This window comes from Halomonas sp. A40-4, from assembly GCF_015767635.1.
In the GTDB taxonomy this organism is placed as follows: domain Bacteria; phylum Pseudomonadota; class Gammaproteobacteria; order Pseudomonadales; family Halomonadaceae; genus Vreelandella; species Vreelandella janggokensis.
The window spans coordinates 1,077,609-1,095,856 of the sequence record NZ_CP065230.1 but is presented as its reverse complement, the minus strand read 5'-3'; the positions used below and the strand labels follow the sequence as shown (position 1 = coordinate 1,095,856).

The window sequence follows — 18,248 nt, the reverse complement described above, 5'->3', positions numbered from 1 at the left end:
AGCGTCAACCTTCGGGCGAAGCGTCAACTTTCCCGGGCTATCGCACGATGCGCGATATCACGGCGGCAGATGACACCTTCCCAATGAATCTCGTCCACGCCTTGATACGCCTTCTGTTGCGCCTGGGAGACGCTATCCCCAAGGGCGGTAACGCACAGTACGCGGCCACCTGCCGTCAGAACATCCCCCTGGTCGTTGTGTTGAGTCCCCGCATGAAACACCTTGCAGCCATGGCGCTCGGCATTGGCAATACCGTGAATCACATCGCCCTTGCGATAGCTGCCCGGGTAACCGCCGGCGGCCAGTACGACCCCCACCGCCGCACGTGCGTCCCACTCGCAGCGCTGACCGGCCAGCTTGCCTTGTGCACCGGCAAGGCACAGTGCGGCAAAGTCCGAGGTCAAGCGCAGCATGATGGGCTGGGTTTCCGGGTCGCCAAAGCGGCAATTGTATTCGATCACCTTGGGGTTACCCTGGGCGTCGATCATCAGGCCGGCGTAGAGAAAGCCGTTGTAGGCATGACCTTCGGCGGCCATTCCCTTGACGGTCGGCAGAATCACCTGCTGCATGATGCGTTCATCGACATCCGGGGTGACCACGGGCGCCGGTGAGTAGGCACCCATGCCGCCGGTATTGGGTCCGCTATCACCGTCGCAGGCGCGTTTGTGGTCCTGGCTGGTCGCCATGGGCACCACGTTTTCTCCATCGACCATGACGATGAAGCTGGCTTCTTCACCGTCCAGAAACTCTTCGATCACTACCCGCGCACCCGCATCGCCAAAGGCATTGGCTTCCAGCATGTCACGAATCGCGGCTTCGGCTTCCGCATGGGTCATGGCGACGATAACGCCTTTACCAGCTGCCAGGCCGTCGGCCTTGATGACGATGGGCGCGCCCACTTCGGTCAGGTATTCAAGCGCTGGCTCAACGGCCGTGAAGGTTTGATAGTCGGCCGTGGGAATCGCATGACGCGCCAGGAAGTCTTTGGTGAACGACTTCGAGCCTTCCAACTGGGCGGCTGCCTGGGTGGGGCCAAAGATGGTCAGATCCGCCGCCTGAAAGCGATCCACCACGCCTTCGACTAGCGGTGCTTCCGGCCCCACCACCGTCAACGCCACGTCTTCCTGGCGTGCAAACGCCACCAGTGCGGAAATATCGCTTGCTTCGATGGCGACGTTGGTCAGTTTTTCCTCACCGGCGGTGCCTGCATTACCCGGCGCAACAAACACCTGCGAGACGCGCGGCGACTGGGCCAGTTTCCATGCCAACGCGTGTTCGCGACCACCGCCGCCTATCATCAAAACCTTCATGGATATCCTTCTTTGCGGAAGAGCAGATTAATAGCGGTATTATGCCACAGCTTGCCCGCGCGTCGCTGGCGCTTACGATGACTTGTCGTCGTTGCTCTTTTTATCATGAGCTTTATCGTCATGCGCGTTGTCGTTCCGGCCCATATCGTCGCTGTCATTTTTGCCGGTGGGCGGCGCCTGGTTCATGGTCTTCTGCCAGAAGCGCATGTTTTCCTCGGCCAGCTCACGCATGAATTCCATGGGCGTATGGCGAATGGCCTGCTGCCACTGGCTTTGCATGCGTTTTTGCTGCTCCATCATGATCTGGGTGCCCTGCTCCAGGTAACGCGCCAGCGGTAGCGGTGAGGACATGTCATAGACACGGATCAACTGCGCCAGCAGGTCGTTGGAGAACACCTCGGCATCACTGTCGGCACTTTCCTGTTCGATGATAATCGACAGCAGGATCGTCCGCGTAAGGTCTTCACCGCTTTTGGCATCCTCGACCCGAAACGGCTCTTCCTCGAGAATCAGACGGCGCAGATCCTCCAGCGTCACGTAACGGCTTTGTTGGGTATCATACAATCTGCGATTGGCATATTTACGAATGACGCGCACGGCGATTCTCCTTAAACGCGATAGGGCTTTGCTTCCCGTTGCTGTTATTGTGCCTGCACTTGGCGGCCATGCAAGCCATGTAGCGATATTCAATAGGCGTAGCGTCGGCCAGGATGTCACAGATGGGCCTTTCTCTACCTTTCCAAGCACTCAACAATCGACCACTGCCATGAACCTGATTTTACTCGAACCTCACGATGTGGCCCAGAACGGCGAAGCCCTGCTGCGCGACCAACGCCGTTTGACACACCTGCGCGAGGTACACCGCGCCCAGCCAGGGGATACGCTCACCGTTGGCTGCTCGAACGGGCTGATCGGCAAGGCCGAGTTGACCGCGATGGGGCCCGATCAGGCGACATTGCGCTGGGAGCACCTTGACGAGGCGCCACCGCCCGCCCTGCCCGTGCACCTGGTGCTGGCGTTACCGCGTCCGCGCATGCTGGCACGCACCCTGGAGCACGTGACAGCGCTTGGCGTAAAGCGCTTGACGCTGCTGCACACCAAACGGGTCGAAAAAAGCTATTGGCAATCCCCCGAACTGCGCCCCGAGAAGATACACCAGCATCTGGTACTCGGCCTTGAGCAGGCGCGCGATACCGTGATGCCCAGCGTGACGCTGGTCAAAGGCTTTCGGGCTTTTCTCAGTGACCACTTGCCCACGCTGCTCAGCGAAGGACATGGCCTGGTCGCCCACCCCGGCATGGCGCTCCCCTGCCCAAGGGGCATCAACAGGGAAACGGTGCTGTTTATCGGCCCCGAAGGCGGCTTTATCGACTGGGAAGTGGAGCAACTGGTGAACGCGGGCTGCGAAGGCATGCATCTTGGCCCGCGTATTCTGCGAGTGGAGACCGCCGTGACGGCTTTGTTGTCACGGCTTTTTTAGGGGTCAGGTTTCGTCGCTGGCGTCATCTTCGTCGGGATCATGGGCCACTACCTCTGCATCATCGCCGCAGTCGGGCTCTTGCATGAAGGTTTCACGCACATCGAGCAAACCGAGGTGGCTGATGGTGCGCCGCCCCAGTAATAGCGGGTAATTCATGTCTTCCCGGTTACGCAGGCTGAACTGCTCTTCGTAGACGGTGTCGCCCATGCACACGTTGAGCAGTACCACGGGGCGCTCGTCTACGCCACCAGCACCGCGGACTCTCAACTCGCGATAGAGTGGGCGCTCTAACTCGTCGCTAAATACCTCACCACTTTCCTGGTCTTCAAGCTTGAGACGAAAACGCACCCAGTCTTCATCGTCCTTTTCAAACATCTCGATATCACGAGCGTCCAGCGACGAGGTCAATGCACCACTGTCGAGTTTAGCTTTGACTTCGGTTCCCCAGGGCTGCAGCGTTGCCTTTTCCACCCAGCCAAATACCTTGTCGTCATCGGCCACTGCCTGACTGCTAGCCAGTGCCGTGACAATGGCGAAACTACTCAACAATGTCGTTACTGCCTTGGGCATCATCATTTCCTGTCCTGATATCCTTTGGAAGAAGAGCTACTCAACCCGCTGGCGCAGCCGCTCGAGCAATGATTGTGTCGCAAAGCCATCGGGGGTCAATCCCTCAGCCCGCTGAAAGGCACGCAGGCCCTGGCGGGTGTTGGGTCCCATAATGCCATCGGCGCCGCCAACGTCGTAACCGGCCTGGTTGAGATAGCGCTGAAGCGCTTGGACATCATCCCTTGTCAAAGGTGCCTCTTCACGCGGCCAGCCTTGCTGAATGCCATCACGCCCGGCAATGGCATCACTCAGCGTTGCCACCGCCAGCGCGTAGCTGGTGGCATTGTTGTAACGCAGAATGGCGCGGAAATTGGGCCCTACTAAAAATGCCGGCCCGTCGGCCCCGGCAGGCACAATGACGTCGGCACTATCAAAACGCGGGAGTTCGCCGCTCACGGCTTCCACACCCTGCTCTGCCCAGGCCTGACTGTCACGACGGCCGGTCTGGGCGTAGTCGTAGTCAGCCGGCAGATTGACCTCAACGCCCCAGGGCTGGCCAGGCTGCCAGCCCGCGCGGTCCAGGTAGTTGGCCGTTGACGCCATGACGTCAGGAATACTCTTCCAGATGTCGCGGCGGTTATCGCCGTCACCGTCGACGGCATAGGCTTCAAAACTGGTGGGGATGAACTGAGTATGTCCCATAGCACCCGCCCAGGAGCCACGCATTTGCTCAGCGGCGATATCGCCTTGCTGGATTATCCGTAAGGCAGCCAGTAATTCCTCGCGGGCGAATTGCTGGCGACGGCCATCAAAGGCCAGCGTCGCCAATGCTTCGAGGGTGGAGAAATCACCGAAGTTGCTACCGTAATTACTTTCGATACCCCAGATGGCGACAATAATTTCGGCGGGAACACCGTAGCGTTGTTCCATTTGCTCTGCCGTACGCCGATGTTCTGCAAGCCGATCCTGCCCGTTGTTGATGCGGGTGCTGGAAACCGCCGTATCAAGGTATTCCCAGATGGGGCGCACGAATTCGGGTTGGTAGCGATCCAGCTCTATGATCCGTTCGCGGTAGCGGACCTGATCGAAAGCCTCACGTAGCGTCGCTTCGCTGATGCCCTGATCCTTGGCGTAGCGACGGAAGGCGTCGCGCCATTGGCTAAAGCTCTCGTGCTGTATGTCTTCCGCAACCTGGGCATCCACCTCGGTCATCAGTTGCTGGTTCGCAAGTACCGGAGGGCTCAAAAGCAATACGGCCGTCATCCCGAACGTGGCGCTGACCGAGGCAATTGTCAGCTTTTTATACAACGTCATTTTATACAACATCATGGCTTCCTTAAGGCAGTCCTTGGCAGCCTCCGATGATGGCGCAGAACGCTTTAGGTTACTAGAGCCTGATCACCACAGGCGAGTCAACAAGACGACGTGGGCAAGTACGACGATCACGGTTAATAGCGTGCGCAGCTGCCAGTACCAGCTTGGCCAACCAAAGCGCCCATTGCGGCTGAGATCATACCCCCAAACAAACATAAAGCCGACACCCAGCACGACCAGCCCCCACAGTGGACTGAACAGTAACGCAGGCCAGGCAATCAGGCTCGGCGCCATGGCGATCAGCAGCCGATGGTTATGACCCGGTTGCGGGTTTTGCAGCGCCGCTCCCCAGTGCGTGCCACCCAGAAACGACAGGATCACCGCGCTGTAATACAAGAACGCTCGAACTGCGGTTTCTTGCCAGGCGACTGGCCCCCACCCTGCCAACCAGAGCGTCAAAAGGAACGGCAACAAGCCTGCCAGCCCCAACAACCAGGCGGTACGGCGATCTTCCATGGATACTCTCATCAGTTACTCGTCCAACCATTACTCGTCCGTTGCTTCCAGTTGACCTTCATCGATCAACCAGCGTTGCCAGGCCTCGGGGGCCACGCGAGGGGCCGGGAAACGCTCAGCGGCGGCTCGCCATGGCTGATGCCGAGCCAGACCATTGGGCAAATTTTCCAGTTCAGGCAACCAGTGCGCCACATAAAACCCTTTAGGGTCATAGTGGCCTGCCTGCTTCAATACGTTGAAGTAGCGGTCCTGACGCGGATCACGACCCACCCCGGCAATATAGCGCCAGTTCCCCCAATTGCTTGCCACATCGTAGTCCAGCAGGCAGTGCTCAAACCAGGCGGCACCCAGTCGCCAATCCACGCCCAGATCCTTGACCAGGAAGCTGGCCACGTTCTGGCGAACACGATTGGAAATCCACCCCGTGCTCCTCAGTTCCAGCATCGCGGCATCGATAAACGGCACCCCTGTCGTGGCATTGCGCCAGGCATCGAAGTCTGCGTTGGTGGCAGGCAACTGCGCCTGACCGAATAGCGACTCGCCTTCCAGTTGCGCCGCGCGTAAAAAATATTCTCGCCACAGCAGCTCGAAACCAATCCAGTAGCTGGATTCATTACTCCCGTGCAGTGACTCCCAGGCTTTGACCTCATCCTGCACCTGGCGCGGCGATATGCAACCATGGGCCAGCCAGGGTGAAAAACGCGTAGAAAAATTAGCCCCCAAAAGTCCGTTGCGGGTTTTCTTATAGGTCGCCGGACCATGTTGCTGCCAGATATACTGGTGCAGGCGTGCGCGGCCAGCCGCCTCTCCTCCCACAAAATCGAGCCCTTGGCGTTCATCCGGTTGCCAACCCGCACTGACGGCACAGACTTTGTTCAGCGGCGGAAAGCCACGTGGCGCGTCGGGCCAGGCAGGCAAGGTAACCGGTGCCGCCAGGCTGGGGGGAATGACACAGTGCTTCTCGACCTGGCGCCGAAAGGCGGAGAAACTCTCAGGCAGTTGAGATAGATCGAACGGCAGGGCCTGTTCGTCGATCAACCGACCCGACTCATGACGCTCAACCACGATTGTCGGCGAAAGCCGATCGCTGACCGCCTGGATGTGCTGCTGCTCTTCTACGCCAACGTGCTCGGCAACTCTGACTTTACGCGCCTGGAGCTGTTCAGCCAGCGTTACAACCTCCTCGACAGGATCGCCGATTCGCACCAGAAGATCGCTGCCCCGCTGCAAGAGCTCGCCGCGTAGCTCCATCAGGCACTGCCATAGAAAGCGTAGCCTCGCCGGACCAATTCGCAACACATCGGCGTCATCAAACAAGGGCGTCAGCCACGCTTCATCAAGCACATAAAGGCAGACGAGATGATCCGGCAGATCGTCCAGGCGCATCAGTGGGTTATCTGTCACTCTGAGGTCGTCGTGCAGCCAGACGATATCGATCGTGCTGTTCATGCTCAGTTCTCCTCAGCGCGTTTTGCTATCCGGGCTTCGCGCTGACAGCGTTTGCTGCAATAGCGGACCTCATCCCAGCATCGCGCCCATTTCTTTCTCCAAGTAAATGGGCGCTGGCAGTGAACGCAGACTTTTTCCGGTAAATGGTGTTGATGTGTCATCTCGATTTTCGCCTGGTAGAAGGCGTACTCTAAACGTAAACATCATATCTTATACAGTACAACTATTGTACATATATTTTCCACCTCTATACGGCATCCGTTGGTGACTACAGACATAAAAAAGCCACCCGAAGGTGGCCTATGACAAAAAGAAACAAATAGCAGAGATCACGTGTTCGCTTACAACCACCCCGACAATTCATTGTTGACCACTGCCACTAGCGCATCGATGTGGTCATCCCGGTCGTTCAGGCAGGGAATATAACTGAAGGTCTCTCCCCCCGCTTCCATGAAGCTGTCGTGAATCTCTTCCTTGATCTCCTCAAGCGTCTCGACGCAATCCGACGAAAACGCAGGCGACAGAATGGCGATGTGCTTGTGTCCCTGTTTGGCACGTTTCTCTCCCAGCTTTTAAGCCCACTGACATCAAATCATTGCCATCTTGGCTTCACAAACGTGTTTTAAAATTGTATAAAATATAAAAAAGACAATCGACGAATATCCTGTCACTGAAAACCTGGCTATCGCAAAACGACAAACAAGGTGCTCCATGAAGAAAATCCGTGTCATCGACTCCCATACGGCAGGTGAACCTACCCGACTCGTCATGGAAGGCTTTCCACTTCTGGCAGGCAAAACCATCGCGGAAAAATGCGATGACCTTAGGCAGCATCACGATCAATGGCGGCGCGTCAGCATGCTGGAACCCCGAGGGCATGATGTGTTGGTAGGCGCTCTATATTGTGAACCGGTATCACCTGGCGCCACCTGCGGGGTAATCTTTTTCAACAATACCGGCTACTTAGGCATGTGCGGTCACGGCACCATTGGCCTGGTGGCGTCGTTGTACCACTTGGGGGTTATCACCCCAGGTGAGCATTACATTGACACCACAGTGGGGCCTGTGAGCGCAACGCTTCATGAAGATGGCGCCGTAACCGTACGCAACGTGCCTGCCTACCGGTACCGTCGTGAAGTCTCCGTCGATGTACCGGGCTATGGAGTCGTCCACGGAGATATCGCATGGGGAGGCAACTGGTTTTTCCTTATCAGTGACCATGGGCAGTCGTTACGGCTCGACAATGTAGAAGCATTAACCGCTTTCACCTGGGCAGTACGTCAAGGCCTTGAAGCAGCATGCATTACCGGCGCGAATCAAGGCTTGATCGACCATATCGAACTATTTGCGGATGACCCAGAGGCGGATAGCCGCAATTTTGTTCTCTGCCCGGGCAAAGCTTATGACCGCTCGCCTTGCGGCACCGGTACAAGCGCAAAGCTCGCCTGTCTAGCCGCAGACAGCAAGCTGCCACCCCATACCACCTGGCGGCAAGCAAGCATTTGCGGAAGCCAGTTCGAAGCTTATTACGAGTGGGAAGGAGAGCAAATTCGCCCTTATATCAAAGGGCACGCTTACCTCAGTGCAGACGCCACCTTGCTTATTGATGAACAGGATCCCTTCGCATGGGGGATTACCTCATGAGACGCCCTTAACCTGACCAAACGACTCGGGGCGTCGTCACCACCGCTTTAAACACCCAGCGCCAACACGCCAAGCTCAAACAAGGCGCTGACTCAGTAGCATGCAACAACTATCAATCACCTATCCGAAAAGGAAAACACGACAATGAACGACCAAATTTTCACCGGATGCATACCCGCGCTGATGACTCCCTGCAACGCCGACCGGCAACCTGATTTTGACGCCCTGGTCGCCAAAGGGCGCGCGTTAATCGAAACCGGCATGAGTGGTGTTGTGTATTGCGGTTCGATGGGCGACTGGCCTCTGTTAAGTGAAGCACAACGCCAAGAAGGCGTCGAACGCCTTGTTAAAGCTGGTATTCCCACTATCGTCGGGACAGGTGCAGTCAATAGCAAAGAAGCCATCTCCCATGCTGACCATGCCGCCAAAGTAGGCGCCCAAGGACTAATGGTAATTCCACGGGTACTGTCACGCGGTACGTCGGTCGCCGCACAAAAAGCCCACTTCTCGGCAATACTGCAAGCTGCACCGGACCTGCCTGCGGTTATTTACAACAGCCCCTATTACGGTTTTGCCACCCGCGCTGACCTATTCTTCGAGCTACGTGACCAGCACCCCAACTTAATCGGCTTTAAAGAGTTCGGCGGTGCCGATGACCTACGCTACGCGGCTGAAAACATCACCTCTCAGGACGATAAAGTAACGCTTATGGTGGGTGTCGATACCACTGTTTTTCATGGCTTCGTAAATTGCGGCGCAACAGGTGCTATCACAGGCATTGGCAACGCCCTTCCGCGCGAAGTCCTGCATCTTGTATCACTGAGTAAAAAAGCCGCCCAAGGTGACGTTGAGGCTCGCCGTCAAGCCAAAGAGCTTGAGGATGCGCTAAGCGTACTTTCCTCTTTTGATGAAGGGGCAGACCTCGTCCTGTACTACAAACACCTGATGGTACTTAACGGTGATACTGAATACGCATTGCACTTTAATGAAACCGACCAGCTAAGCGATGCCCAGCGTCACTATGTAGAAGCTCAGTATGATTTATTCCGTCGCTGGTACTCACAGTGGTGCGAATCCCTGAACAATAAATAAAACGATGCTGAATACGCTCTCGACACCCACTAAGGAGACGACCATGACCCTTGAAGGCAAGATGTTAATCGGCCAACAAGCCATTCGTGGCCAGCGTGATGCAATTTTCGCCACCAACCCAGCCACGAACCACCGTCTTGAACCGGGCTACCCCGGCGGGACGCAAGAAGACGTTGATAGCGCGTGCCAACTCGCCTGGGATGCCTTCGATATCTACCGTAAAACTCGCTTGACCGATCGGGCCAATTTTCTTGAAACCATCGCCGATAATATCGAATCACTTGGCGAAGAGCTGATTGATCGTGCCGTAGAAGAAACAGGGTTACCCCACGCCCGAATTCAAGGCGAGCGCGGGCGCACCTGCCAGCAACTGCGTCTGTTTGCCAAAACCGTCCGCGCCGGTGAGTGGCTTGATGTACGTATTGATAACGCGATTCCCGAACGACGCCCTTTACCTCGCGCCGACCTTCGTCAACACCATATTGCCCTTGGCCCCGTGGTCGTTTTTGGAGCTAGCAACTTTCCACTGGCTTTCTCTGTAGCGGGGGGAGACACCGCCTCGGCGCTTGCGGCCGGGTGCCCAGTGATTGTGAAAGCCCATTCTGCTCACCCTGGCACCAGTGAACTGGTTGGGCGGGCGATACAATCAGCCATTGCTCAAAACGGCCTACCTGAGGGGGTCTTTTCACTTATCTTTGGCTCCGGTCGCGAAGTTGGCCATGCCCTGGTCACCCATCCGAATATTAAAGCCGCTGGTTTCACAGGATCGCAGAGCGGAGGACTAGCGTTATGGCGAGCGGCCAAGTCGCGCGCCGAACCCATTCCGTTCTATGCAGAAATGAGCTCAATCAACCCGGTTTTTCTACTGCCGGAGGCACTTAAATCGAGGGGAGCTACACTAGGTGAAGCATTTATCGGCTCCATGAACATGGGTGCGGGTCAATTTTGCACCAACCCAGGATTAGTGATCACGGTCCAGGGTCCAGAACTAGATACGTTCATCAGCGCCGCGAAGCGCGCGCTGGAAGGCAGCGAAGCACAGACAATGCTCACGCCAGGTATTCATGAAGCCTATGATGCTAGCTTAAAATCGCTTTCCACTAGTAAAGCCAAGGAAGTGGCGCGTGGGCAGAACGAGCAAGGCCCCAACCAGTGTCGGCCAGGCCTGTTTATGACCTCCGCAACTGACTTTTTAGCCGATGAAACACTACAAGCCGAAGTGTTTGGCGCAACATCACTTATTGTGGTCTGCCAAAACGAAACCGAACGTCGCCATGTGGCCGAACACCTCGAGGGCCAATTAACAGCAACTCTGCACATGGAAGACGATGATACTGAAGCCGCGCGTGCCCTGTTACCGGTACTCGAACGAAAAGCCGGACGAATACTGGTCAACGGATGGCCGACCGGCGTAGAGGTATGTGATGCAATGGTTCATGGGGGCCCCTTCCCAGCCACATCAGATGCACGTACCACCTCAGTGGGTACCGCAGCCATTTTCAGATTCCTTCGCCCCATCTGTTATCAAGACTTACCTGCCGAATTGTTGCCCGAGGAGCTCGCCGACGATAATCCCCTTGCGCTCGACCGTCTGGTCGATGGGCAGCGCCCCATAAAATAAACAATGATTAAGCCGCTCTTCTCAGCTACCCGGAGAGCGGCTGCTATCGACGTCGCTTCCACCACTAGCGACTCACCATATCCAGCTATGCCTTAAGTACGTCATATCTAATTAGTGATATTTCAAGCAAGCCACTCTGCAAACATAGACACTCGGCGCATTTTGTATAAAATGTGCAAACATTGTTTTGGTAAATGTTGGGGCTATGGCTACGTATAAAACACGCGCACAATTTGTCGCCGACGATTTGCGCAGTCGCATTTTGGGCGGCGAATTCAAGGGCGGCACGCAGTTACGTCAGGACGCACTGGCCAGAGACTACGACGTTAGTCGTATCCCCGTGCGCGAAGCCTTGTTAACCCTTGAATCGGAAGGTTTGGTCGAATTTTATGCCCATCGTGGGGCCTTCACTACTGAGCTCTCCGTTGCCAAAATACAAGAGCTGTTTGAGCTTCGTATCCTGCTTGAGACCTATGTTTTTAGGCATTCTATACCCAAGCTGACAGAAGACGACCTCCAAAAAGCCGACAATATACTGCGCAAATACGATGAAGCATTAAATACAGGCGGGGAAATCAATAATTGGAGCGAGTACAACTACGCTTTTCACCTCACCTTATATGCGCCATCCGAGCTTCCCGAAACACTGGCGTTAATTAACCAACTAAACACCAAATCTGATCGCTATATCCGTATGCAACTCCTCTATACCCAAGAAATAGAGAAAGCTGAAGAGGAGCACCATGCCTTATTAGCGTTGGCACGCAAGGGCAGTATCGATGAAGCCTGCGAACTATTAAAGAATCATATTCGGGAAGCCTGCGAGGCGATTGTCAGCCTGCTAAAAGAACGCACGCTCAATACAGAAGGTACCTAGCTAAAGCCTCATGCATTTCGCTCCTACCACGAAATCACTGCAACTCACCTCATAGAAATCGCCGCTTGCTGCTTACCTCTGAGCCATGCGGGTGGCGTTATCAGCTTCGTTAATTTGCCCTAACAGCGTTTCCCCCACTGGCAGGATGATACCTTTCCATCCTCAGCTAGCCATCGTACCCGACAAGCGTTAGCAAGCCTGGTGACAGAGGACTCCGGAATTCATTGTTCCGTATTACCTTAGCCGACCGCCTTGAAGCCTTCCGAAGCCCCCCCCTGATATCTATCCCCTCACCTACTTTTCGCCCTATACATATTGCACTCAAAAAATACATACATTATATTTTATACAATCGACAAAATTAAAAAGGGACGCAGCTTTATGGCACATACCTCTTCGCCTCCGCACAATGTTGACGCCGAGATCGTTGTGGTCGGCGCTGGCATTATCGGGATAGCCTGCGCCTTGGCACTCAGTCAGCAAGGCTGGCAGGTGCTTGTTATCGATAAACAGCTTCCAGGTCTGGGAACCTCTTTCGGTAATGCAGGACACATGGCAACCGAACAGGTATTCCCTATTGCCGACACATCAATTTTGAGGCGAATTCCCTCCATGCTGCTAGACCCAATGGGGCCGCTACGTCTTGACTGGCAATATCTACCCAAAGCCCTTCCGTGGTTTACCAAGCTACTTTTAAACCTTCGCCAAACTCCTTACCAAGCCAGTACTGCTGGGATTCGGGCGCTCAATCAATCCAGCTTATCCGCATGGCACCGACTACTCGATTCGATCGATGGTAGGGCATTATTGAAAGAGGACGGCTCTTTTCTGATCTACGAGAACGAAGCATCCGTTCCGGAGATAAAAGCGCTGCAGTCACGAATGAACGCCCAAAACGTTGCGGCGGATCACTGGCAGGGTGACGCTATTAGGAAGTTCGCCCCGCAACTTTCCACCTCAATACAAGGTGGGCTCTTCTTCCCCGACACCGCCCATGTAGTAGACCCGTGGCAAGTGTCCAATGCGCTAGTAATGAATGCTCAGCGGAATGGCGTGCGGTTCATACAAGAAGAAGTCCTTTCAGGATCAACAAATAGCCAAGGTGTAACGTTACGAACGGCCCAAACCGAGGCAATACATGCCGACAAAGTACTGATCGCTTGTGGTGCCCATTCGCGCAAACTCACGGCTTCGCTAACCGGTAGCAAGGTGCCGCTCGATACAGAAAGGGGCTACCACCTGATGCTTCCCAATGAAAAAGCACGCCTCCCCGTCGCCATTACCTCTCTGGAACGCCGTTTTATCATGACACCGATGGAGGAAGGATTGCGTTTAGCAGGCACCGTCGAGTTTGCCGGGCTAGAGCGACCTCCCAACATGGAACGCGCATGGAAACTCCATCAGTTGAGCCGAGGACTCTTCTGCTCGGACCTTGATATCTCCGAGGCGAGCCCCTGGATGGGGTTTCGACCTTCCCTGCCTGACTCTTTACCCATCATAGACTGCGTGAACGACGGCAAAGTAATGCTGGCCTTCGGGCATCACCATCTTGGCCTCACGCAAGCCGCTGTGACCGCGGAAATTATTGCCAACCTAGCAAGACAAGGAGAAACAACAGCCAACACACCCAACCCATTGCCTGATGTATTCCCTTACCGACTGAGTCGGTTCACTTCTTAACCCTCGATACACAAGCCCAAAACAATCGTAGAGGAAACACTATGTCTTCATCTGTAACGCAAACAAGGCTCCCTAGCATGGTGGAAGTGCTGGCCGTCATGGTCGGCTTTATTGCCATCATGTTTGTCAGTATCAACGTGTTGCAATTACCCATTCAGTTGGCTCTTTTTGCCTCTTGGTTTTTAGTTATGGCTCTGGGTTTAAAACTCAAGCTTTCTTACGAGAACATGCAGAAGGGGCTAATTGATGGCATACATAACGGTATGGAAGCTGTTTTGGTTCTGACCACGGTTGGGGCACTGATTGGCACCTGGATTGCCGGGGGGATCGTCCCTAGCATTATCTACTATGGCTTATCAGTCATGAATCCGCAGATTTTCCTGTTTGCCGCCTTTATTATTTGTGCTTTAACTTCACTTGCCACTGGTACGTCATTCGGGACCGTGGGAACAGCAGGTGTCGCGATGATGGGCATAGGTCATAGCTTTGGCATCCCGCTTCCCCTTGTGGCCGGTGCGGTTATTTCTGGTGCCTATGTGGGTGACAAGATGTCACCGCTTTCCGATACAACCGTCATGACGGCCTCATTATGCAAGGTGGGTCTGATCGACCATATCCGGTCCATGATGTGGGTAAGCGTCCCCGCCATTCTAATTGCTTCCGTGTTATTCTTAGTGGTCGGCTTTTTCTACGTAGACGATAGTGCCGACACATCTCGGGCCACGATGGCCATGCAGGCACTTGAATCCCACTTTACCATCAGCCCCTGGCTTCTATTGCCCGCTGCCATTGTCATTTTGTTGCTGACGCGTCGTTTCCCCTCCATTCCTGTCATCACCTTCGGTGCGGTTTTAGGAAGCATTTGCGCTTGGTGGGCTCAGGGAGTCGCGCCCATTGATGCAATTAGAATTGCTTATGTGGGTAACGCCATTGAATCCGACGTGGAATTTCTGAACACACTGCTGAATCGAGGCGGCATTGAGTCGATGCTCGGCGTTATTGCCCTCATCTTGTTTGCGCTTGGGCTTGGTGGCCTAATGGAGCGAGTTGGTATTCTTCAGTCAATCAGCAACGGATTCCTGCGTTGGGCCAACAACCCCGGCCGACTCACTATCTCGACAATGCTCGGCGGCTTCTTTGGGAACTTCTTCGGGGGCGCAGCTTACGTTTCATTAATCACCGCGAGCACGATCACCGAAAAGAACTACGATAAGCAGGGAATTGATCGGCGCGTTCTTTCACGTAATACCGAAGCCGGTGGCACTATCACCACCCCCATGGTCCCTTGGACAGACGGCGGGGTTTTCATGGCCGCAACGCTGGGTGTTTCGACGCTAACTTACCTGCCATTTCTGTGGTTCCACATGCTGGTAATTGCCATCGCCATTTTCTATGGTTTCGCTAATATCGCCATTTGGCGAACCCAACCTATAACCGACGACGCGCCATCGGCAGGCACAACACCTTCAATGCAAACCTCATAGGCGATCGATAAATTCGCTCCTCCCAAAACAAGGCCTGCGTTATCCAATCGATAACGCAGGCCTTTTTATGACGACATTCTAGAATTTCATTTACCTATGTTTAAGATAACCACATAGCTAAATGGTTATAGTCAATTAAGTACGCGGCAACCACCCCGACAATTCATTGTTGACCACTGCCACTAGCGCATCGATGTGGTCATCCCGGTCGTTCAGGCAGGGAATATAACTGAAGGTCTCTCCCCCCGCTTCCATGAAGCTGTCGTGAATCTCTTCCTTGATTTCCTCCAGGGTCTCGACGCAGTCCGACGAAAACGCAGGCGACAGGATGGCGATGTGCTTGTGTCCCTGTTTGGCCAGTTCTGCTACGTGATCAACGGTCTGGGGGCCCACCCACTTTTCGGGGCCGAACTGCGACTGGAAGGCGGTGTCGACTTCTTCCTTGCTGAACCCCAGCTTTTCTCGCAGCAGGCGCGTGGTTTTCTGGCATTGGCAATGGTAGGGATCGCCTTCGAGTAGATAACGCTCGGGCACACCATGATAACTGGCGACCAGCTTGGTCGGCCGGGACGTCAACCCTTCGTAGGCTTCCCGCACCGAGTTAGCCAGCGCATCCGTATAGGCCGGATGATCGAAATAAGCGGGTACGGTGCGGATGGACGGCTGCCATTTCATTTTCATCAGGGTGCGAAACGCCTGATCGTTGGCCGTCGCCGTGGTGGGCGAGCCGTACTGGGGGTAAAGCGGGAAGAAGACGATTTTTTCGCAGCCTTTTTCCTTCAGTCGATTCAGCACGCTTTCGGTCGAAGGGTTGCCGTAGCGCATGCAGAAATCGACTTCCACATCGTCGCCGTAGAGCGCCTTCAAACGTTCGGTCATTTTCTGCGTTTGCGCCCGGGTGGTGGTCAATAGCGGGCTTTCGTTCAGCTCGTTGTTCCAGATGCTTTTATAGGCGTTGCCGGATGAAAACGGCCGCTTGGTCAGGATGATCAGCTGTAGCAACGGCTGCCACTTCCAGTTGGCGTAATCGACCACCCGCTTATCAGACAGGAACTCGCTCAGGTAACGACGCATCGACCAGTAGTCGGTGGCATCCGGCGTACCCAGGTTTGCCAATACCACGCCCACCTTCGCGCGGGGCACAGGGGGATGGTCGCTGGGGGCATGCATTAGGCGACCTTCGCCCGGCTGATCCTTTGCGACTTGCTCGGTCATGATATTCACTCCTGCTGACAGCACCTTGAAAAATAAATCCTACCACTTTTCTGCAAACCGGCGGCATAAAGTTATACTATTAACATTATTTGTACATAGTTGGGTCAATTTATGTCTAAGCCTTTACTCCTCGTGCTTGGCGACCAGCTGTCGTCTTCTCTGGTGACGCTGCGTCAGGCACCTGACAATGCCGTCGTCGTCCTTTGCGAAGTGGCCGACGAAGCGAGCTACGTTCCCCATCACAGCCATAAGCTTGGTCTGTTCTTCGCCGCCATGCGCCACTTTGCCTACCAGCTGCGCCAACAGGGCTTCGAGGTCCACTACAGCAATCTGGATGATGCTGACAACTGCCACTCGTTGATCAGGGAAGCGGAGCGCCTGGCCCAGCTTTACGGCTGCGATGAGATACGCGTGACGCGCCCCGGCGAATGGCGGCTTTATGAAGCCATGCTGAACCGTCAAACCGCCGAATTGCCTTGGCGGCTTCACGAGGATGATCGTTTTTTCACGACACCCGATGACTTCAGCCAGTGGGCTGAGGGGCGCAAGCTGCTTCGTCTGGAGTACTTCTATCGTGAGCAGCGCAAACGCACGGGGCTGTTGATGGAAGACAATGAGCCGATGGGCGGTCAGTGGAATTTTGATCATGATAACCGCGAGCCAATCAAGGGCGACTTGGCGTTTCCGACGCCACCCAGGCATCACTACGAAAAGATGACCCAGGCCGCCTTCGATGCGGTCAAGCGCCATTTCCTTGACCACTGCCTGAGTGATTTTGGCCGCTATCAGGATGCGATCAGTGAAAGCTCCAACTTCCTGTTTCACTCGCGCCTGTCGGCCGCGCTCAATATCGGCCTGCTCTCCCCCCAGGAGGTCTGCCAGGCGGCTGAGCAGCGTTATCTCGATGAGCAAGCACCTATCAACGCCGTTGAGGGCTTTATTCGCCAGATACTTGGCTGGCGCGAGTATGTACGGGGGCTTTACTGGACGCAGATGCCCGACTACAAGCGCCGCAATTCGTTAGGTTTCGAGCGTGATCTGCCTGCCTTCTATTGGGACGCCAAGACCGATATGCACTGCTTGAAGCGAGCAGTGGAAATGACCATGGATAACGGCTATGCGCACCATATCCAGCGTCTGATGGTGACCGGCAATTTCGCTCTGCTATGCGGGGTCAAGCCGGAGGCATTGTGCGACTGGTATCTGGCGGTATACATCGATGCCTGCGAATGGGTGGAGCTGCCCAATACGCTGGGCATGGTGCTGCACGCCGACGGCGGCCAGATGGGGTCGAAGCCCTACTGCGCGTCAGGCAAATACATCAACAAGATGTCAGACCATTGCCAACACTGCCGTTACTCACCCAACCAGGTCACGGGTGAGAAGGCCTGCCCCTTCAATAGTCTGTACTGGCATTTCCTCGAGCAACACCGCGGCTCGTTACAGCAGAATCCGCGCATGAAATTGATTTATGGCTCGCTTGATCGCATGGCACCTGACAAGCGATCAGCCATTCATCAACAGGCACAGCAATTTCTCGATCAGCTTGAAACCTCGACGGGTTACGGGCAGCCCCACCATACCGCTGGCTATACAAAGGAGACCACCTCATGAGTCGATTCAGCCCGCTTGACGCCAGTGCGCCTGCGACGCTTTACCACGATGGTCACTGCCCTTTTTGCCGCGTGGAGGTCAACTGGCTTTCCCGTCACCAACACCAGGACCGCATTCGGCTGGTGGACATTCAGAGCGATGCATTCAACGCCACCCACGATCGGGGTGAGTTCGACGCCATGATGGGGTTGCTTCACGTAAAAGACAGCCAGGGCAACTGGTACATCGGCATGGAAGCAAGCCGCGCCCTGTATGCCGTTCTGGGATACCGGCGGCTGGTTTGGCTATCGTGCATGCCGGGATTGAAAGGCGCCCTCAACTGGGGCTATCGGTGGTTTGCCCGCCGCCGGGTGCGACTGGGCCAATGGTGGGAAAAACGGTCTAACGGATCCTCATAATGCTC

The 18,248-nt window shown here is 55.2% G+C and carries 17 protein-coding genes and 1 pseudogene; 9 read left to right on the top strand and 9 right to left on the bottom strand.

Annotation, left to right across the window (positions count from 1 at the left end):
- Window positions 1-23: 23 nt before the first annotated feature.
- Together purD and phaR are read right to left on the bottom strand one after the other, a co-directional pair.
- Window positions 24-1,310 carry a phosphoribosylamine--glycine ligase gene (gene purD, locus IT895_RS05220; RefSeq protein ID WP_199284908.1) on the bottom strand — a complete coding sequence of 429 codons (1,287 nt, stop codon included), beginning with the start codon at window positions 1,308-1,310 and terminating at the stop codon, window positions 24-26.
- A 72-nt stretch (window positions 1,311-1,382) separates the two neighbouring features.
- Window positions 1,383-1,907, bottom strand: coding sequence for a polyhydroxyalkanoate synthesis repressor PhaR (gene phaR / locus IT895_RS05215; RefSeq protein ID WP_085919795.1), 525 nt, complete (start codon window positions 1,905-1,907; stop codon window positions 1,383-1,385).
- A gap of 169 nt (window positions 1,908-2,076) precedes the next feature.
- Here phaR and IT895_RS05210 point away from each other — a divergent pair, with 169 nt between their 5' ends.
- Window positions 2,077-2,790, top strand: coding sequence for a 16S rRNA (uracil(1498)-N(3))-methyltransferase (locus tag IT895_RS05210; protein ID WP_199284907.1), 714 nt, complete (start codon window positions 2,077-2,079; stop codon window positions 2,788-2,790).
- 3 nt (window positions 2,791-2,793) lie between these two features.
- Here the strand turns inward: IT895_RS05210 and rloA3 are convergent, their stop codons facing one another.
- The 6 genes and pseudogenes from rloA3 to IT895_RS05180 form a co-directional block, all read right to left on the bottom strand.
- Complete coding sequence (gene rloA3 / locus IT895_RS05205; protein ID WP_442786533.1) at window positions 2,794-3,363, bottom strand: retropepsin-like aspartic peptidase RloA3; 570 nt, start codon at window positions 3,361-3,363, stop codon at window positions 2,794-2,796.
- 33 nt (window positions 3,364-3,396) lie between these two features.
- Window positions 3,397-4,668 carry a lytic murein transglycosylase gene (locus tag IT895_RS05200; RefSeq protein WP_233337376.1) on the bottom strand — a complete coding sequence of 424 codons (1,272 nt, stop codon included), beginning with the start codon at window positions 4,666-4,668 and terminating at the stop codon, window positions 3,397-3,399.
- A 69-nt stretch (window positions 4,669-4,737) separates the two neighbouring features.
- On the bottom strand, window positions 4,738-5,169 hold the full coding sequence (locus IT895_RS05195; RefSeq protein ID WP_199284906.1) for a DUF3429 domain-containing protein: 432 nt from the start codon (window positions 5,167-5,169) through the stop codon (window positions 4,738-4,740).
- A 30-nt stretch (window positions 5,170-5,199) separates the two neighbouring features.
- On the bottom strand, window positions 5,200-6,618 hold the full coding sequence (locus tag IT895_RS05190) for a DASH family cryptochrome (RefSeq protein ID WP_199284905.1): 1,419 nt from the start codon (window positions 6,616-6,618) through the stop codon (window positions 5,200-5,202).
- Between the two features lie 2 nt (window positions 6,619-6,620).
- Window positions 6,621-6,779, bottom strand: coding sequence for a DUF2256 domain-containing protein (locus IT895_RS05185; RefSeq protein ID WP_085919801.1), 159 nt, complete (start codon window positions 6,777-6,779; stop codon window positions 6,621-6,623).
- 180 nt (window positions 6,780-6,959) lie between these two features.
- Window positions 6,960-7,172 (bottom strand): annotated as a pseudogene (locus IT895_RS05180) (ferrochelatase); the annotation flags it as partial.
- 157 nt (window positions 7,173-7,329) lie between these two features.
- On the opposite strand from IT895_RS05180, the gene IT895_RS05175 reads away from it, so the two are divergent.
- The 6 genes from IT895_RS05175 to nhaC all read left to right on the top strand — a co-directional run bounded on the left by IT895_RS05175 (window position 7,330) and on the right by nhaC (window position 15,016).
- Window positions 7,330-8,262, top strand: a complete 933-nt coding sequence (locus tag IT895_RS05175) for a 4-hydroxyproline epimerase (protein ID WP_199284904.1) — start codon at window positions 7,330-7,332, stop codon at window positions 8,260-8,262.
- Window positions 8,263-8,406: 144 nt separating this feature from the next.
- Window positions 8,407-9,354: a dihydrodipicolinate synthase family protein gene (locus IT895_RS05170; RefSeq protein ID WP_085919804.1), complete on the top strand. Its 948-nt coding sequence runs from the start codon at window positions 8,407-8,409 to the stop codon at window positions 9,352-9,354.
- 43 nt (window positions 9,355-9,397) lie between these two features.
- Window positions 9,398-10,975, top strand: coding sequence for an aldehyde dehydrogenase (NADP(+)) (locus tag IT895_RS05165; RefSeq protein ID WP_199284903.1), 1,578 nt, complete (start codon window positions 9,398-9,400; stop codon window positions 10,973-10,975).
- Between the two features lie 205 nt (window positions 10,976-11,180).
- Window positions 11,181-11,852: a GntR family transcriptional regulator gene (locus tag IT895_RS05160; protein WP_085919806.1), complete on the top strand. Its 672-nt coding sequence runs from the start codon at window positions 11,181-11,183 to the stop codon at window positions 11,850-11,852.
- A 381-nt stretch (window positions 11,853-12,233) separates the two neighbouring features.
- A complete protein-coding gene (locus IT895_RS05155; protein ID WP_085919807.1) occupies window positions 12,234-13,532 on the top strand; it encodes an NAD(P)/FAD-dependent oxidoreductase in 1,299 nt (432 codons plus the stop codon).
- Between the two features lie 41 nt (window positions 13,533-13,573).
- A complete protein-coding gene (nhaC, locus tag IT895_RS05150; RefSeq protein ID WP_199284902.1) occupies window positions 13,574-15,016 on the top strand; it encodes a Na+/H+ antiporter NhaC in 1,443 nt (480 codons plus the stop codon).
- 135 nt (window positions 15,017-15,151) lie between these two features.
- Here nhaC and hemH read toward each other — a convergent pair whose 3' ends face one another.
- Window positions 15,152-16,231 carry a ferrochelatase gene (gene hemH / locus IT895_RS05145; RefSeq protein ID WP_085919809.1) on the bottom strand — a complete coding sequence of 360 codons (1,080 nt, stop codon included), beginning with the start codon at window positions 16,229-16,231 and terminating at the stop codon, window positions 15,152-15,154.
- A gap of 111 nt (window positions 16,232-16,342) precedes the next feature.
- Between hemH and IT895_RS05140 the strand changes: the two genes are divergently transcribed.
- Window positions 16,343-17,845, top strand: coding sequence for a cryptochrome/photolyase family protein (locus IT895_RS05140; RefSeq protein ID WP_199284901.1), 1,503 nt, complete (start codon window positions 16,343-16,345; stop codon window positions 17,843-17,845).
- Window positions 17,842-18,243, top strand: a complete 402-nt coding sequence (locus IT895_RS05135; protein ID WP_199284900.1) for a thiol-disulfide oxidoreductase DCC family protein — start codon at window positions 17,842-17,844, stop codon at window positions 18,241-18,243. The genes IT895_RS05140 and IT895_RS05135 overlap by 4 nt, the downstream gene beginning before the upstream one ends.
- Window positions 18,244-18,248: the final 5 nt, after the last annotated feature.

Coding starts and splice junctions, on each gene's coding strand:
- purD (WP_199284908.1), bottom strand. CDS start 1,310: ATGAAGGTTTTGATGATAGGCGGCGGTGGTCGCGAACACGCGTTGGCA.
- IT895_RS05210 (WP_199284907.1), top strand. CDS start 2,077: ATGAACCTGATTTTACTCGAACCTCACGATGTGGCCCAGAACGGCGAA.
- rloA3 (WP_442786533.1), bottom strand. CDS start 3,363: ATGATGCCCAAGGCAGTAACGACATTGTTGAGTAGTTTCGCCATTGTC.
- IT895_RS05200 (WP_233337376.1), bottom strand. CDS start 4,668: ATGATGTTGTATAAAATGACGTTGTATAAAAAGCTGACAATTGCCTCG.
- IT895_RS05195 (WP_199284906.1), bottom strand. CDS start 5,169: ATGGAAGATCGCCGTACCGCCTGGTTGTTGGGGCTGGCAGGCTTGTTG.
- IT895_RS05190 (WP_199284905.1), bottom strand. CDS start 6,618: ATGAACAGCACGATCGATATCGTCTGGCTGCACGACGACCTCAGAGTG.
- IT895_RS05185 (WP_085919801.1), bottom strand. CDS start 6,779: ATGACACATCAACACCATTTACCGGAAAAAGTCTGCGTTCACTGCCAG.
- IT895_RS05175 (WP_199284904.1), top strand. CDS start 7,330: ATGAAGAAAATCCGTGTCATCGACTCCCATACGGCAGGTGAACCTACC.
- IT895_RS05170 (WP_085919804.1), top strand. CDS start 8,407: ATGAACGACCAAATTTTCACCGGATGCATACCCGCGCTGATGACTCCC.
- IT895_RS05165 (WP_199284903.1), top strand. CDS start 9,398: ATGACCCTTGAAGGCAAGATGTTAATCGGCCAACAAGCCATTCGTGGC.
- IT895_RS05160 (WP_085919806.1), top strand. CDS start 11,181: ATGGCTACGTATAAAACACGCGCACAATTTGTCGCCGACGATTTGCGC.
- IT895_RS05155 (WP_085919807.1), top strand. CDS start 12,234: ATGGCACATACCTCTTCGCCTCCGCACAATGTTGACGCCGAGATCGTT.
- nhaC (WP_199284902.1), top strand. CDS start 13,574: ATGTCTTCATCTGTAACGCAAACAAGGCTCCCTAGCATGGTGGAAGTG.
- hemH (WP_085919809.1), bottom strand. CDS start 16,231: ATGACCGAGCAAGTCGCAAAGGATCAGCCGGGCGAAGGTCGCCTAATG.
- IT895_RS05140 (WP_199284901.1), top strand. CDS start 16,343: ATGTCTAAGCCTTTACTCCTCGTGCTTGGCGACCAGCTGTCGTCTTCT.
- IT895_RS05135 (WP_199284900.1), top strand. CDS start 17,842: ATGAGTCGATTCAGCCCGCTTGACGCCAGTGCGCCTGCGACGCTTTAC.